The organism is Actinoallomurus sp. NPDC052308, assembly GCF_040679195.1.
GTDB classification, from domain to species: domain Bacteria; phylum Actinomycetota; class Actinomycetes; order Streptosporangiales; family Streptosporangiaceae; genus Actinoallomurus; species Actinoallomurus liliacearum.
This window is the reverse complement of record NZ_JBFAUM010000020.1, coordinates 60998-75640: the sequence shown is the minus strand read 5'-3', so window position 1 is coordinate 75640 and position 14643 is coordinate 60998. Positions and strand designations below refer to the sequence as shown.

The window sequence follows — 14643 nt, the reverse complement described above, 5'->3', positions numbered from 1 at the left end:
CACACGAAGAGGTCGTCGCTCTGAAGCTGGGAAATCGCCGGTCAGATTGACCTGTGTTCGCAGGTATCGGTTACGTCGCTGGTGAGGGCGGCCGCCCGAAAAACGGAACCGTTATCCCAGCGCTGTCTGGCGCGTTACTATGATCGTGCACCGTGTGCGCGTAGAGCCGCGCTTTAGAGCATGACCGGTGATCGTTAGCCGTGATCTGGAAGTAGCGCGCGGTGCTACATTGGCTACAACCGTTAACGGGCATCCGCCGAGGAAGGACTGAATATGGCTGAGCAGGTCATCAAACGACTTATCGACGATCTGGATGGCAGCGAAGCGGAAGAGACGGTTTCGTTCGCCATTGACGGGGTCACTTATGAAATCGACCTCAGTGCCGAGAATGCGGGAATACTGCGTGATCGTCTGTCGCCGTTCGTGGAGCGCGGGCGGCGGGCCGGCGGTGTCCGGCGCCCTCGAGGACGTGCCGTGTCCAGCCGCCAGCGCAGTGCGGACATCCGCGCGTGGGCGAAGGCGCGTGGGATCGAGGTCAGTGAACGCGGGCGTATCCCGGCGACGGTCATCGAACAGTACGAGCAGGCGCACTGACCGCGCGGCTCTTTCGCGGCCGCCTGTTCTCGCGGAGCCCCAGGCAGGCCGCTTCCCGGTCGCGAGCGTGTGACGGCGGCGGTCGCGGGATGGGCCTACCTCGCCGATGAACTGGTCGACTACGACGTTTTGCGGGCCGCGCTGGTGGAGATCGCCGGCTCGGCCCTGCTGTCGATGGTCTGTGATGGCTGTTTCGCCGAGGTCATCGGCGTGCATCGTTCGACCTTGCGGCGGGCGGACCGCCTAGGCGACCGTGAACGGGCTGCAACCCGTGTAGTGGACGACCTGCGTCGGCGTTTCGCGAGCTCGTCGTCGAATCGATGCATATTTGACTCAATCAACTAAATGTCTGACTGGGTCAGTGATAACTGATGTGCGGCACGGCTGTCCACCCCGCGAGGACCGATCAGAGCCCGAGTTCTTCGGCGACCCGGCGCAGGTGGTCGATCATGGCCATCGCCGACGGCAGCCGATATGGGCCCGCAGGCGTGGCCGCCGAGACCGTACGGGTCAGCGCGGGGTCGCTCAGTGGACGTATGACGAGGTCGGACGGGACCGCCGGCAGGGTGAGAGACGGTGCCAGGGCGACCCCGAGGCCGGCGGCGACCAGCCCCCGTACGGTCATCTGGTCGTCGGTGCGGAACGCGATCCGCGGTTCGAACCCGGCCTTCCGGCAGGCGCGCGGCAGGACGTCGATCGTCGAACCGTGGTGCACGCCCTGGATCCACCGGTCTTCCGCCAGATCGGTGAGACGAAGGTGCTCGCGGTACGCCAGCCGATGGTCGGCCGGAAGAGCGACGTGCAGCGGATCCACGAGCAGTGGACTGAGCTCGACGCTCGGCGGGATCCGCAAGGACACCACCGGGAACTCGTACACGAGGGCGAGATCCAGTTCGTGCGCGGCGACCGCCGCCGTCGCCTCGTCGGTGTCGATCTCGACCAGCTCGAGCTCCACCTGCGGGTACTGCCGCTGGAACGCGCGCACGGCCCGCGGCATCAGCGTCGCGTTGGCCGTCGTGAAGGACCCGAGCCGTAGGCGGCCTCCGACACCGTGCGCGATCGCGGCCAGCGATGTCTCGGCCGCGCGCAGTTCGGCGATGATCACGTCCGTGTGACGAATCAGGGCCCACCCGGCCTCGGTGAGCCGTACGCCACGGGCATGCCTTTCGAGGAGCCGGGTGCCCGCCTCCCGCTCCAGCACGGTGATCTGCTGGGAGACGGCGGAGACGGTGAACGACATGGCCGCCGCGGCACCGGTCAGCGAGCCGTGCCGGGCCACCTCACGGAGCACCCGGAGCCGTGCGACATCGAGCATACGGCAATGCTAAAGCCTTCCTTAAGCAACCTTCGATTGTGCTCAACTCCTGACCCGACCTAGATTCCGGCGGCAGGAGGTCGGAACGCATGAGTCAACAGCTGGTGGAACCGGAAGGCATGGCGTTCGGGACGCCGTACCCCTGGGTCTTCGTCGACGGCGCATTCGTGCCGGCGGAGGAGGCCCGGCTCAGTGTGCTCGCGAACGTGGTCTCCTACGGCACCGGAACCTTCGACGGGATCCGCGCCTACTGGAACGCGGCGCACCAGGAGCTGTACCTGCTGGAGGCCGCGGCGCACTACGAGCGGATGCGGCGATCCGCCCGCATCCTGGGACTGGACCTGGCCGTCGCCGACCCGGTGCCGGCCACGGTGGAACTGCTGCGCCGCAACGGCGTGCGGCGCGACGCGTACGTGCGGCCGCTCCTGTTCCTCGCCGGTGAGCAACTCGCGGTCCGGATGCACGACTCCGAGACGCGATTCTGCGTCGCGGCGACCCCCGTACCCGGGGACTACATCGATCCGCGCGGGGTCCGCTGCATGGTCAGCAGCTGGCGGCGCGCTTCGGACGTCGCCATGCCGAACCGCGCGAAGGTGATCGGGAGCTACGTCGGCCCGGCTCTCGCGAAGTCCGAGGCGATCAGGAACGGCTTCGACGAGGCGATCCTGCTGACCGGCGACGGGTACGTCGCCGAGGCGACGACCTCGAACATCCTCATCCGTACCGGAACCGAGTGGGCCACCCCGCCGGTCACCGACGACATCCTTGAGGGCATCACCCGCCGTCAGATCATGGACCTGCTCGGCGAGCGGTTCGGGCTCGTGGTCACCGAACGCCGGATCCAACGCTCGGAGCTGTACGCCTGCGACGAAGCGCTGCTCTGCGGCACCGCGGCCGTGGTCGTCCCGGTCGTCGAGGTGGACGGTCGTCCGGTCGGCGTCGGCGGTCCCGGTGAGACGACCGTGGCGCTGCAGCGCGGCCTTCAGGCGATCGCCCGCCGCGAGGACCACCGCCACCACGAATGGACGACACCCGTCTACGAGGAGCTGACATGAGCGAGCGGAGCGAGCGAATCACGACCGCGCTGAAAGACCTGGGTTCGATCCCGCCGTTGCCCATCTGGCCGGGCGTGGTCGCCCGCGTGGTCCAGGGTGCCCGCATCACCCTGTCCGTGGTCGAGCTGCCCTCCGGAGGCGTCGTTCCCGAGCACCGGCACGAGAACGAGCAGATCGGAATCTGCGTCACCGGATCGCTGACGTTCCGGGTGGGCGCCGAGAAACGCGACATCGGCCCCGGCGGGACCTGGCGCATCCTCGCCGACGTCCCGCACGAGGTCGAGACCGGACCCGACGGCGCGGTCGTCATCGAGGTCTTCTCCCCGGTCCGGGACGACTGGAACGCCATTGAGCCCGCGCCGCAGGCACCGCCACGATGGCCGGCCGAAGCATGAGAGCGATCGTCGCGACGGGCGACGCCGACCTCGTCGGCGTCGCCCAGGTCCCCATGCCCACCGCGGGCCAGGACGAGGTGCTGGTCGACGTGCGGGCCGTCTCGGTCAACCGCGGCGAACTGCACCGGATCCTGGACGCCGTTCCCGGATGGCGGCCGGGCTGGGACTTCGCCGGCGTGATCGGGGAAGAGGCGGCCTCGGGTGCCGGACCGCGCGCCGGCACCCGCGTGTTCGGCATCGCACATGGGCAGAGCTGGGCCGAACACCTCGCGGTTCCCGTGCGGCAGCTCGCGGTCATCCCGAACGGCGTCTCCTGGGAACAGGCGGCGGCCCTGCCGACCGCGGCGCTGACGGCGCTGCGCATGCTCCGGCTCGCCGGCGACCTTTACGGTCGCACCGTACTGGTGACGGGCGCGGCCGGTGGGGTCGGGCGGTTCGCCGTTCAGCTGGCGCGGGCGGCCGGTGCGAAGGTCACCGGCATCGTCGGGCGGCCCGACCGCGCGTACGGGCTCGACGCGCTGGGCGCCGACGACCTCTACGTCGGCATGGGCGGCGTCACGCCCGGATTCGACCTGATCCTCGAGTCGGCCGGAGGCGACTCGCTCGCCCAGGCGTTCACGCTTGTCGCCCCCGGCGGAATGATCGTGTCCTTCGGCAACTCCGCACGGGCGACAACGCGGTTCTCGGTCAGCGACTTCTACCCCAAACAGGCGATTCTCCGTGGGTACTACGTGCTCGATGACCTAGACGACGATCCTCCCTCAGACGATCTCAGCGACCTGGTCGCCCGATACGCCCTCGGTACGCTGCGGGCCGGGATCGCCACCGTCGTCGACTGGCGGGAGGCGGAGGCGGCGCTGAGGGACCTGTGCGCACGCCGGCTGCCGGGCAAGACCGTGCTACGGGTATCGGCATGACGTCCAACCCGCCGGAACAGAAGAGCGGCGTGCGTACTCGCCGGTGAGTTTTCACGCCGTTTTCAACCGTCGGCCGCGAAGCGGGCCGGACGGGCCGCCCGCGGTGACAATTCGTCGCGGGACCCGCGGGGGCTTCGGAAGGCGACCCGACCGACCCGGCGCCGGGGGCCTGGCCCCGGCTCGTTGGCCAGCGCAGGACAGGCATCTCGGGCACATAGTTAAGAACAACTTATTAAGTTACCGTAAGCAACTATGTCGGAGATCGACGCGTCGGCTGCGGACGCGGACGAGGTGGACGCGAGTGAGATCGCGGCGGCGCTGCGCCTGAGCGTGGGGCGGATCGCCCGGAAGATGCGGCAGGCCAAGGGATCCGTCGGCGGCCTGGCGCTCTCCGAGATATCGACGCTGGCCAGGCTCGACCGGGAAGGTCCGAGTTCACCGAGCGCACTCGCCGCTGTCGAAGGCGTACGGCCCCAGGCCATGGCGGCCACCCTGGCCGCCTTGGAAGAACGCGGCCTCGTCGACCGGAGCCCGGACGAGAGCGACGGCCGCCGGGCGGTGATGACGATCACCGAGGCGGGCCGTGGACTGGTCGCCGACCGGCGCTCGGAATCCATACGGCGCCTGGCCGCCCTCATCGACGCGGAGTTCACGCCGACCGAGCGGCGGGCGCTCCTTCCGGTGCTCGCGCTGCTCGACCGACTGGCGGAACGGCTGTGACGGACGGAGACGAGAGACGGATGGGTTCTGCGGACGACCGCGAGCGCGCGCACGAGGAGAACGGGCGCTACAAGTGGGTGGCACTGTCCAATACGACGATGGGCGTGCTCATCGCGACCATCGACTCCTCGATCGTGATCATCTCCCTACCCGCGATCTTCCGCGGCATCGGACTGGACCCGCTCGCACCCGGCAACATCGGCTACCTGCTGTGGATGATCCTCGGCTATCTGCTGGTCTCCGCCGTGCTGGTGGTCGCGCTGGGCCGGCTGGGCGACATGTTCGGCCGTGTCCGGATGTACAACGCCGGCTTCGCGATCTTCGCCGCGGCCTCGATCGCCCTCTCCCTCGATCCGTTCAAGGGCGGCGGCGGCGCCCTGTGGCTCATCGGCTTCCGGATCGTGCAGGCCGTCGGCGGCTCGATGCTCACCGCGAACTCCGCCGCCATCCTCACGGACGCCTTCCCGGCCCGGCAGCGCGGCATGGCGCTCGGCATCAACCAGATCACCGCGCTCGCGGGCCAGTTCATCGGGCTCCTCGCCGGAGGACTGCTGGCGGCCATCGACTGGCGCGCGGTGTTCTGGGTGAGCGTGCCGATCGGCGTGGCCGGTACGGCATGGTCGTACCGCAGCCTGCGTGAGATAGGCTCTCGCCGGCCCGGCCGCATCGACTGGATCGGGAACCTGACCTTCACCGCCGGCGCGGGTGCCCTCCTCGTCGGCATCACCTACGGCATCCAGCCGTACGGCGGCCACTCGACCGGGTGGACGAACCCGTACGTGCTCGGCGCGCTGGGCGGGGGCCTGGCGCTGCTCGTCATCTTCTGCGTCACGGAGACCCGGATCAGAGAACCGATGTTCGAACTCGGGCTGTTCCGCATCCGTGCCTTCGCCGCGGGCAATCTGGCGGCGCTGCTCACCGCGATCGCCCGCGGCGGCCTGCAGTTCACGCTGATCATGTGGCTGCAGGGCATGTGGTTGCCCTTGCGCGGTTACGACTTCGAACGCACTCCGCTGTGGGCCGGCATCTTCATGCTCCCGCTGACGATCGGGTTCCTCCTGGGCGGGCCGATCTCCGGCTGGCTGTCCGACCGTTTCGGCGCGCGGCTGTTCGCCACGACCGGGCTGCTCGTGGTGGCCGGGGCCTTCGTCGGCCTTCTGCTCCTGCCGGTCGACTTCCCGTATCCCTTGTTCGCGGCCATGCTGCTGCTCAGCGGCCTCGGACAGGGCATGTTCGCGGCGCCCAACACCTCCGCGATCATGGGCAGTGTCCCGCCGGACCAGCGCGGAGTCGCCTCCGGGATGCGCTCGACGTTCCAGAACTCCGGCACCGCCCTGTCGATCGGCCTGTCCTTCTCACTCATGATCACCGGTCTCGCGGGCTCGCTCCCCGGCGCGCTCGACAGCGGCCTGCGGGCGCACGCCGTGCCCGCGGGCACGGCGGCCCAGGCGGCGAACCTGCCGCCGGTCAGCAGCCTGTTCGCCACTTTCCTCGGCAACAACCCGATCGGCCATCTGCTCGCGCCGAGCGGAGTCCTGCGCACCCTGCCCGCCGGCGACGTCCACACCCTCACCGGCACCCGCTTCTTCCCGACCCTGGTGACCGGTCCGTTCCATCACGGCCTCGTCACCGTCTTCACCGTGGCCACGGTCCTGGCCCTGGTCGGCGCGCTCGCCTCCGCACTGCGCGGCCGACACCGGCGCATCGCCCCGAGCACAGGGCCCGACCCGCGGAAGGGGGAGCAGACCAGGTCCGAAGCGCGTTCCTCCTGAGCGCCGTCCAGGCACGGTTCGAGGATCACACCACGTGCTGATCCCTTCGTGGCATTCCGTTACGAGGCGTGCGCGCCACGCCGGCGAGCCCCCACCGGCCCACCCCGTCGAGGTCATCGGTCAGTACATCGCCGCGATCAACCGTTCCGCAGACCTACGGCCGAGCCGACCGGTTGTCGGTCTTCCCGACCCGCCGACCGGCCAGCGCTGACCGCCGGCCGAGGCTACGGCCGGGCGGGGCCTCGGCCTCCTATCCCTGACCCACAGCGCAAAGGAGGGCGGGATCTGCCCGGTATTGGCTTTATGCTCCCCGCAGCACCTCATTCTGGGAGATCACGTGGCCACCTTCGTACTCGTTGAGCGCAACGATCTGAACGTCGCGCTGGTCGCCCACAGCCATGCGGCTGCCCCGATCGACACAGCCGTCTCCTGACCCCGCCGGACCACGAGATACACGGCCGATGCTTGACCAGGAGAGCGTCCGCAGGCTGCGGGCCCATGCTCAGGCACTGGCCGGCGGTACACGGGAGGCCTCTGCCGAGGCCGTCGTCCGACGGGTCTTCGCCATCCAGGCCCAGGACGCCACGGCCGCCGACCTGGGCATCCGGGTACGCGGGCAGGACATCACTCCTCGAGAGGTCCGCGCAGCGTACGAGGAAGAGCAGAGCATCGTCCGCGGCTGGTACATGCGCGGCACCCTGCATACCATCCCGAGCGACGACGCCCGCTGGGTCCTGCGACTGCTCGCCCCCAGGATCCTCGCCGCAACCAGCCACCGCTACCGGCAGCTGGGCCTGAACGACGATCTGCGGCAGCGCACCGACCATCTCCTTCGGCGCGTCCTCACCACGCACGGCCCGCTTACTCGACCCGAGCTGACCGAGCATCTCACCGCCCTCGGCATCCCACCGGACGGACAGGCACCTTTCCACCTGATCCGCCACGCCGCACTCACCGGCACTCTTTGTTACGGCCCGCAACGCGCTGGTGAAGCCACGTATGTGCTGCTCGACGACTGGCTGCCCACCACCGGGGGCGGCCGGCGAGAGGGAGACGCCGCCCTCGCCGAGCTGGCCCGCCGCTACCTGGCCGCGCACGCCCCCGCCGCCTTGGAAGATTTCGCCGCCTGGTCCGGGCTGCCGGTCACTTGGGCCCGCAGGGCCTGGAAAATGCTGGCGGAATCCAGCGTGATCATCGAGTACGGTGCCTTGACCATGCTCGCCGGGCGGGTGGAGGAACCCACGGGCCCGCCTGACACCCCAGACGTTCGCATGCTGCCCGCCTACGACAACTACCTGGTCGGCTACCGCACCCGCGATGTGTCGGTCCCCGCTCTCCACCAGGCCGACGTGTGGCCGGGAGGCGGCTTCATCCGGCCCACCGTCCTCGCCGACGGGCTGGCCATCGCCACCTGGACCCGTGGCTCCGGCGCGCGCCGCATCCAGGTAGACGCGTTCGGGTCCATCCCGCCTCAGATCGAGCTGGGCATCGACATGGAGAAGGCGTCCGTCGTTCGCTTCCTGCAGCCCACCGCATAACCGAACCGCATCCCAATCCAATCCACGTCGGCCACGTCGTCGCCGTCTCCGAGGTGGACGCCGTCCGGATCCTCGTGGCGGCGCGGATCGCCCGCGGCGGCGAGGGGGGATCTTCGGGTGCGCTAGTATCGTTAAGGTCTCATCAAATACGTGCGGCATATCATATCGGGCTAGGAGGATGTCGATCATGGCGTCCACCACTGGTGAGGACGCCGGCTCGGCGCGAGATCGACGGCGAACGACCAACACGATCAAAGAGTCCCTGCGCGAGTTGAGCATTCAGCTGTCACTGCTCAACCATCAGATCTGTGACCACGTCGCCATCAAGGACGTCGACCTCTTCTGTCTCGACCTGCTCAACCGGCACGGGCCGATGAGCCCCAGCGTCCTCGCCCGCCGTGCCGGTCTGCACCCCGCCACGATGACCGGCATCCTGGACCGGCTTCAGCGAGGTGGCTGGGCCGTCCGCCGGCGCGACCCGGACGCCGCCGACCGCCGCGCCGTGACCGTGTACCCCCTGCGTGACCGCGTCCCGGAGCTGTTCGAGCTCTATTCCGGGATGAATACCTCGATGGACGGCATCTGCGCGGACTACACGGACGGCGAACTTCAGACGCTCGCCGTCTTTCTGCGGCGCGTCACCGACGCCGGTCAACAGGCGACCGAGCAACTGGCCGGCGACTGAGTCACCGGGAGAATAGAGGGCCATGTCATCCGCGGATGTCGAAGAAGTCAGCACTGTGAAGTCGTTCGACTACGGTGCTCGTGAAACGCCGGAGAACATCGTCGTGTTGAAGGACGGCACCATCTGCACGACGCTGTTGGCGGCCGGAACGGTCTGGCGTTCGACGGCCGGCGCGGAGCGGGTCGTCCGGCAGTCCGACGACGTCATGGCGGTCGGGCTCGCGTCAGACGCGGACGATCGGCTCTATGCCGCCGTGCGCAGCGGTGCGGAGACCGTGGCGGGAATCTGGAGAAGCGACGCCGCCGGGCGCTGGGCTCGGTTCGCCGCCGCCAAGGCCAGTGCGGGGCTCAACGGCATCACGTTCGACGATGAGGGCACTCTGTTCGCGGCGGACTCCGTGAACGGCGAGATCCTTTACCTGCCTCGCGGCCACGATGATCTGCGGCTTTGGCTGGCCGATGACCGCCTGAAGCCGACGTCGTTCGACGACCCCGTCTCGGGAACAGGGGTGAACGGCATCAAGTTCGTCGATGGACGTCTCTATGCCACGAATACGGCGCAGGCCACCGTACTCCGCATCGATGTGCGGGCCGGCCGGCCGTCCACGATCACCGAGGTGCATTCAGGTGTGCCCGCGGACGACTTCGCCTTCGACGCTTCCGGGAACATCTATCTCGCGGTGCATCCGGAGAACACCGTCCAGCGGATCGCCCCCGACGGGGCGGTGACCGTTCTCGCGACGGCCGACGATGGACTCGACGGGCCGACGGCCATCGCCGTTGTCGAGGAAGGCCTTCTCGTGACGAACCTCGGCATGCTGGGGACCAGGCACGCACCCAGTCTTCTCCGGCTCTCCATGAAGGTGGGCGCGCCCGTACTGCCCAGGCCGAAGCTCTCCTCCTGACGGCCCGTCGCGGCCGGCGGCCCGATCGCCGCCGGCCGCCGGGCGGAGCCGGTCAGCGCGTCGAGCCGATGAAGCCGTCGATGACCGCGGCGAGCTCCGGCCCGCGGTCCTCCTGCACGAAATGGCCCGCGTTCGTGATGGTGGGGTGCGCTCGTCCCGCCGCGCCGGGGATCCGCGTCCGCAGCATCCGCTCGCCGTCACCGACCCCGTAGTCCTTGTCGCTGAAGGCGCAGAGGAACGGTGTCCGCAGCGTCTCGAGGACGGCCCATGCCGCGCGGTTCGCCGGTGCCGCGGCGTCGAAGGGCGCGATGGGGACGAGGAGCGGGAACTGACGGGCGCCCTGCACGTACGACTCATCGGGGAACGGCGCGTCGTACGCCGCGCGCACCGCCGGGTCGAGCTCGGTCACGGTGCCCCGGTCGACGACCTGGCCGGGCTCGAAGGGGTTCGCGCGCTGACTGAGTTGCAGCCAGGTCGCGTACGCGTCGCCGAGGCTCTCATCTCCCGTCGGGAAGAGGGTGTTCGTGGCGACCACGCGGCGGAACCGGTCCGGGCTCGCGGCCAGCAGGCGCAGTCCCAGCAGGCCGCCCCAGTCGTGGCACACCATCGTCACGCCGTGCAGGTCGAGACGGTCGAACACCGTCTCCGTGAGCCAGTCGACATGACGCTGGTAGGTGTACGCGAAGCGGTCGGCGGGCTTGTCGGACCTGCCGAACCCGACGAGGTCGGGGGCCACGCAGCGGTGCCCGGCCGCGACCAGCGGCGGAATGACGTGGCGGTACAGGTAGCTCCACGACGGTTCGCCGTGCAGCAGCAGGACCGTCTCCCCGGAGGCCGTGGCCGGATCGCCCGGTCGTTCGTCGACGTAGTGGACCCGTAGCCGGGTGCCGGCGCCGTCACCGGCGTCGATCTCGACATAGTGCGGTGCGAAGGGGTGGCCGGGCAGATCCGCGAACCGCTCCTCCGGGGTGCGCAGCACGGCCATGGCGTCCTCCTTCGTCGGAGAGTCGACCCGTGGGGCTGTGCCGTCGATTCCCTCGCTCCGCTCGGTCATGGCCCCGGTCGAGGCCGGGTGCGAGGTGTGGGCGGCCGCGCCGGAGCGCGCTTCCGTGCCGGTCATGCTGTCTCCTCGGTCCTGATCGGGGCGCCGTCAGCGCTGGAAGGCGGCGGCATGGTCGGCGACCCATTCGGCGTACGTGCGGGCGGGGCGGCCGAGGATCCTCGCCACCTCGTCGGTGACGGTCTCGGCCGGCCCGGCACCCCGGGCGTACCTGGCCATCAGGGCCTCGACGAAGGGCCGCGGGAGACCCCGCTCGACCAGGCCTCGCGCGAACGCCTCCGGAGGGATCTCCGCATAGCGCAGCGGCCGTCCGATCACCTCGCCGATGACGGTGACGAGCGCCGCGTGGGAGAGGGAGCGCGGGCCGGTGAGCCGGAGCCGGCGGCCCGCCAGGTCGGCGCCGAGCAGCGCGCGGGCGCCGACCTCCGCGACGTCCCGCTCGTCGATCAGAGGCTCGGCGAAGGCCGCGTACGGGCCTCGCACCACGTCACCGGCCCGGACCTGGGGCGCCCACGTACGGAGGGTGTTGACGGCGAAGGAGGCGGCCCGCAGGCTCACCCACTCCAGGCCGCTCGCGACGGCGGCGTCCTCGACCTCCTTGTTCCGGTCGCCCTGGAAGCGGGAGGGCTGCTGCGCCGGATCGTCGTCCACGTTGATGGCCGAGAGCACCACGACCCGCTCGACGCCCCGCTCCCGGGCGAGCGCCAGCAGATCAGCGGCGGCGTCTCCGGCGGCCCGCGGGTGCAGGAGCACGGCGGTGGCCCCCTCGAGGTGCGGGACGATCGTGCCGGGCCGTGAGGGGTCGCCCGCGACGGCCTCGACGCCCGAGGGCAGACCGGCGGCCTCCGGGGCGCGGGTGACGGCGCGGACCTTGGCGCCCTCCCGAACGAGCAGGTCGATCAGTGGGCGTCCGATGGTGCCGGTCGCTCCGGTCACAAGAATCATGATCAGTTCTTTCCGTGTGAGATGCCGTGGCCCGGATGTCAGGCCGTCGCACGCGGTCCGCCGGGATCCGGATGCCGCTCGACGACCTTCCGCTCGCGAACTTACATCAGTTTCATATCATATGAAAATCATACTTCTGTTGACACGTCGCGCCTCCGATGTGCGGCGATCGCCCGGACGGTGGAAGCTGTGGCCATGGGATTCGCGGCTGATGAGGCACCGAAGGCGGGGTACCGGCGGTCGGCGGGGTCGCCACGTGGCGAGGCCAGGCGCCGGGAACTGCTCGAGCGTGTCACCGAGGACGTCGCCGCGAACGGGCTCGTGGACTTCTCGCTGCGGCGTGCGGCGCGGGCGGCCGGTACGACGCACAAGGTGCTGCTCTACCACTTCGACGGCGTCGAGGACCTGCTCCGCCAAGTGGTCTTCAGGCTCCGCGCGCGGCGGATCGACAACGCGATGGCCGCCGCGCGCGAGGCGTCGGGGCACGAGACCCTGGCGGCGCGGATCCGCGCCGTGTGGCCCACCCTCCTGAACGAGGAATCCCGGCTGAGCCGTGTGCTCGACCAGGCCATCGGCCTGGCCATGTACGACCCCGAGCGCCATTCCGACCTCGCCCGGGAGGCGTCCCGGCAGTACCTGCCCGTCCTGGAATCCCTCTGCCCGGCGCAGTGGTCCGACCGGCGGCGGCGCGAGGTCGCCGAGATGGTCCTCGCCACGTTGCGCGGCTTCCTGCTGGAGCGGCTGACCACCGGTGACGCCCCCGGCGTCGCCGCGGGGTTCGAGGCGCTGATCCGCATGCTGGAGCGCGAAGAGGCCGCCGGCGGATAGCCGCCGCCCAGCCGGAGTCCCGGACGCGGACCCGCCGTGGACGACATGTGAACCGCGTGGTTCACTTGGGCTCGTTGATCCAGTCCATTCGACGGAGGGTCGGGATGCGGGTTTCCGCGCAGCGGGAGAAGGTTCGTTTCATCAGCGACGGCACCGAGTGCGTCGCATGGCACTATCCGGGCCGCAACGGCGCCTGTGTGGTCATGGGGGCCGGCGGTGCCGTGACCAAGGAGCCGGGCACCGATCCGTTCGCCGGGCCCTTCCACGAGGCGGGGTTCAGCGTGCTGGCCTTCGACTACCGCCGGCTCGGGGAGAGCGGAGGGCGACCGCGCCAGGTCCTGCGGATGGGGGAGCAGCTCGCCGACTGGCGGGCCGCGATCCGCTTCGCCGCGACACTGCCCGAGGTCGACCCGGAAAGGATCGCCGTCTGGGGATTCTCGCTCTCGGGCGGTCACATCTTCCGGGCCGCGGCCGGCGAGCCGCGGGTGGCGGCGGCGATCGCGCAGATGCCGCTCGCCGACGGCCTGGACGCCACGTCCAAGGCCGGGCGCCACCAGAGGCCGCCGGCGATGCTGCGGTTCACCGGCCGGGGTCTCCTCGACGCAGTGGGCGGTCTCTTCGGCCGTTCTCCGCTGCTGGTACCGCTCGCCGGCGAGCCGGGGACCATCGCGATGCTCACCACTCCGGACGGTCAGGACGGAGACCGGGCGCTCAACCCGGACAACCGCCATCCGGACTGGCCGCAGGTGATCGCCGCCCGCTCGGCGCTCCGCATCACGCTGTACCGGCCCGGCCGGCACGCCTCCCGCGTGCGCTGCCCGCTGCTGGTCGTGGTGTGCGAGCAGGACCAGACCGCTCCACCCGGCCCCGCGATCCGCGCGGCGCGGCGAGCGCCCAGGGGCGAGCTGGTCCGCGTGCCCGGCGGGCACTATGCCCCGTTCCTGGACGCGCACGAGCAGGCCCTCGACGCCGAGCTCTCCTTCCTCCGTCGGCACCTGCTCGACCGCGCGGAGCCGGAACGCCGCGCCGCGGAGTCCGCGGCGCCCCGAACGGGGCGGGCATGAGGACCGTCGAGCTGTCCGCCGGAACGATCGAGTACGAGGACACCGGTGGCGACGGTCCGACCGTCGTGCTGTTGCACGGGCTGCTGATGGACGCCTCGCTGTGGGACGGACCGGTCGCGGAGCTGTCCCCGGACCACCGATGCGTGGCGCCGACACTGCCGTTCGGGGCGCACCGTCACGCGATGCGCCCCGACGCCGACCTCTCACCGCACGGGCTGGCCCGGCTGGTCGGGGAGTTCCTCGACCGTCTCGACCTGCGCGACGTCACCCTGGTCGGCAACGACACCGGCGGCGCCCTCGTCCAGCTCCTCATGGCCGAGGGCGCCGAGCGCGTCGGACGGGTCGTCCTCGCCTCATGCGACGCGTTCGACAACTTCCCGCCGGGTCTGACGGGCCGGACGCTGCTGCTCGCCGGGCGGCTTCCGCCTCGCCTGTTCGGGCTGTTCATGCAGCAGATGCGGCTCCGCCCGGTCCGGCGGCTCCCGCTCGCGTTCGGGTGGCTCACCAAACGAGGAGACGCCGCCACCGCCCGCTGGATGATACCCCTCCTGACCCGGTCGGACATCCGCCGCGACACCGTAGGGATCCTGCGCGCGGCGGCGGCGGACACCGGGTTCCTGCTCGCCGCGGCCGAACGCCTGCCGGACTTCGACCGCCCCGCCCTGGTGGTCTGGGCGAGCGCGGACCGGGTGATGCCGCCCGAGCACGGCCGCCGCCTCGCCGGCCTGCTCCGCGGACGGCTGGCCGAGGTGGAGGACACCTACACCCTCATCCCCCTCGACCAGCCGACGAGACTGGCCCGGCTCATCCGGGAGTTCACGCACGCACCGCGTACCGGATGAGCGATCCGC

The 14643-nt window shown here is 70.3% G+C and carries 16 protein-coding genes; 13 read left to right on the top strand and 3 right to left on the bottom strand.

Features of this window, described 5'->3' with window-relative positions:
* The first annotated feature begins 273 nt into the window (after positions 1–273).
* Positions 274–594, top strand: coding sequence for an Lsr2 family protein (locus tag AB0L00_RS33470; protein WP_364441162.1), 321 nt, complete (start codon positions 274–276; stop codon positions 592–594).
* Between the two features lie 69 nt (positions 595–663).
* Positions 664–939, top strand: a complete 276-nt coding sequence (locus AB0L00_RS33465; protein ID WP_364441160.1) for a hypothetical protein — start codon at positions 664–666, stop codon at positions 937–939.
* A 61-nt stretch (positions 940–1000) separates the two neighbouring features.
* On the opposite strand, the gene AB0L00_RS33460 is transcribed toward AB0L00_RS33465, so the two are convergent.
* The gene (locus tag AB0L00_RS33460) at positions 1001–1909 is read right to left on the bottom strand and encodes a LysR substrate-binding domain-containing protein (protein WP_364441158.1); all 909 of its coding nucleotides are present in this window, start codon (positions 1907–1909) and stop codon (positions 1001–1003) included.
* Between the two features lie 89 nt (positions 1910–1998).
* On the opposite strand from AB0L00_RS33460, the gene AB0L00_RS33455 reads away from it, so the two are divergent.
* The 8 genes from AB0L00_RS33455 (at position 1999) to AB0L00_RS33420 (ending at position 9895) form a co-directional block, all read left to right on the top strand.
* Entirely contained in the window at positions 1999–2964 is a 966-nt protein-coding gene (locus tag AB0L00_RS33455) for a branched-chain amino acid transaminase (RefSeq protein WP_364441157.1), read from the top strand.
* A complete protein-coding gene (locus tag AB0L00_RS33450) occupies positions 2961–3359 on the top strand; it encodes a cupin domain-containing protein (RefSeq protein ID WP_364441156.1) in 399 nt (132 codons plus the stop codon). Before AB0L00_RS33455 ends, AB0L00_RS33450 begins: the two co-directional genes overlap by 4 nt.
* Entirely contained in the window at positions 3356–4276 is a 921-nt protein-coding gene (locus AB0L00_RS33445) for a zinc-binding dehydrogenase (RefSeq protein ID WP_364441154.1), read from the top strand. Before AB0L00_RS33450 ends, AB0L00_RS33445 begins: the two co-directional genes overlap by 4 nt.
* Before the next feature lie 252 nt (positions 4277–4528).
* Positions 4529–4996: a MarR family transcriptional regulator gene (locus AB0L00_RS33440; protein ID WP_364441152.1), complete on the top strand. Its 468-nt coding sequence runs from the start codon at positions 4529–4531 to the stop codon at positions 4994–4996.
* Between the two features lie 20 nt (positions 4997–5016).
* Positions 5017–6768 carry an MFS transporter gene (locus tag AB0L00_RS33435; RefSeq protein WP_364441150.1) on the top strand — a complete coding sequence of 584 codons (1752 nt, stop codon included), beginning with the start codon at positions 5017–5019 and terminating at the stop codon, positions 6766–6768.
* Between the two features lie 461 nt (positions 6769–7229).
* Positions 7230–8306: a winged helix DNA-binding domain-containing protein gene (locus AB0L00_RS33430; RefSeq protein WP_364441148.1), complete on the top strand. Its 1077-nt coding sequence runs from the start codon at positions 7230–7232 to the stop codon at positions 8304–8306.
* 187 nt (positions 8307–8493) lie between these two features.
* Positions 8494–8991, top strand: coding sequence for a MarR family transcriptional regulator (locus AB0L00_RS33425; RefSeq protein WP_364441146.1), 498 nt, complete (start codon positions 8494–8496; stop codon positions 8989–8991).
* 22 nt (positions 8992–9013) lie between these two features.
* Positions 9014–9895, top strand: a complete 882-nt coding sequence (locus AB0L00_RS33420; protein ID WP_364441144.1) for an SMP-30/gluconolactonase/LRE family protein — start codon at positions 9014–9016, stop codon at positions 9893–9895.
* 52 nt (positions 9896–9947) lie between these two features.
* Here the strand turns inward: AB0L00_RS33420 and AB0L00_RS33415 are convergent, their stop codons facing one another.
* Both AB0L00_RS33415 and AB0L00_RS33410 read right to left on the bottom strand, forming a co-directional pair.
* Complete coding sequence (locus AB0L00_RS33415; RefSeq protein ID WP_364441142.1) at positions 9948–11015, bottom strand: haloalkane dehalogenase; 1068 nt, start codon at positions 11013–11015, stop codon at positions 9948–9950.
* Positions 11016–11045: 30 nt separating this feature from the next.
* Positions 11046–11900, bottom strand: coding sequence for an NAD(P)H-binding protein (locus AB0L00_RS33410; protein ID WP_364441140.1), 855 nt, complete (start codon positions 11898–11900; stop codon positions 11046–11048).
* Positions 11901–12095: 195 nt separating this feature from the next.
* On the opposite strand from AB0L00_RS33410, the gene AB0L00_RS33405 reads away from it, so the two are divergent.
* From AB0L00_RS33405 to AB0L00_RS33395, 3 genes are all read left to right on the top strand, one after another.
* Positions 12096–12728 carry a hypothetical protein gene (locus AB0L00_RS33405; protein WP_364441139.1) on the top strand — a complete coding sequence of 211 codons (633 nt, stop codon included), beginning with the start codon at positions 12096–12098 and terminating at the stop codon, positions 12726–12728.
* Between the two features lie 104 nt (positions 12729–12832).
* Positions 12833–13792 carry an alpha/beta hydrolase gene (locus tag AB0L00_RS33400; protein WP_364441137.1) on the top strand — a complete coding sequence of 320 codons (960 nt, stop codon included), beginning with the start codon at positions 12833–12835 and terminating at the stop codon, positions 13790–13792.
* Positions 13789–14634 (top strand): alpha/beta hydrolase, encoded by an 846-nt coding sequence (locus AB0L00_RS33395; protein ID WP_364441136.1) that lies wholly within the window; start codon positions 13789–13791, stop codon positions 14632–14634. The genes AB0L00_RS33400 and AB0L00_RS33395 overlap by 4 nt, the downstream gene beginning before the upstream one ends.
* Positions 14635–14643: the final 9 nt, after the last annotated feature.

Bases quoted from the DNA above. Each gene is read 5' to 3' on its own strand.
- AB0L00_RS33410 (WP_364441140.1), bottom strand. From the start codon at position 11,900: ATGATTCTTGTGACCGGAGCGACCGGCACCATCGGACGCCCACTGATC.
- AB0L00_RS33470 (WP_364441162.1), top strand. From the start codon at position 274: ATGGCTGAGCAGGTCATCAAACGACTTATCGACGATCTGGATGGCAGC.
- AB0L00_RS33425 (WP_364441146.1), top strand. From the start codon at position 8,494: ATGGCGTCCACCACTGGTGAGGACGCCGGCTCGGCGCGAGATCGACGG.
- AB0L00_RS33415 (WP_364441142.1), bottom strand. From the start codon at position 11,015: ATGACCGGCACGGAAGCGCGCTCCGGCGCGGCCGCCCACACCTCGCAC.
- AB0L00_RS33395 (WP_364441136.1), top strand. From the start codon at position 13,789: ATGAGGACCGTCGAGCTGTCCGCCGGAACGATCGAGTACGAGGACACC.
- AB0L00_RS33435 (WP_364441150.1), top strand. From the start codon at position 5,017: ATGGGTTCTGCGGACGACCGCGAGCGCGCGCACGAGGAGAACGGGCGC.
- AB0L00_RS33405 (WP_364441139.1), top strand. From the start codon at position 12,096: ATGGGATTCGCGGCTGATGAGGCACCGAAGGCGGGGTACCGGCGGTCG.
- AB0L00_RS33400 (WP_364441137.1), top strand. From the start codon at position 12,833: ATGCGGGTTTCCGCGCAGCGGGAGAAGGTTCGTTTCATCAGCGACGGC.
- AB0L00_RS33430 (WP_364441148.1), top strand. From the start codon at position 7,230: ATGCTTGACCAGGAGAGCGTCCGCAGGCTGCGGGCCCATGCTCAGGCA.
- AB0L00_RS33445 (WP_364441154.1), top strand. From the start codon at position 3,356: ATGAGAGCGATCGTCGCGACGGGCGACGCCGACCTCGTCGGCGTCGCC.
- AB0L00_RS33440 (WP_364441152.1), top strand. From the start codon at position 4,529: ATGTCGGAGATCGACGCGTCGGCTGCGGACGCGGACGAGGTGGACGCG.
- AB0L00_RS33420 (WP_364441144.1), top strand. From the start codon at position 9,014: ATGTCATCCGCGGATGTCGAAGAAGTCAGCACTGTGAAGTCGTTCGAC.
- AB0L00_RS33460 (WP_364441158.1), bottom strand. From the start codon at position 1,909: ATGCTCGATGTCGCACGGCTCCGGGTGCTCCGTGAGGTGGCCCGGCAC.
- AB0L00_RS33455 (WP_364441157.1), top strand. From the start codon at position 1,999: ATGAGTCAACAGCTGGTGGAACCGGAAGGCATGGCGTTCGGGACGCCG.
- AB0L00_RS33450 (WP_364441156.1), top strand. From the start codon at position 2,961: ATGAGCGAGCGGAGCGAGCGAATCACGACCGCGCTGAAAGACCTGGGT.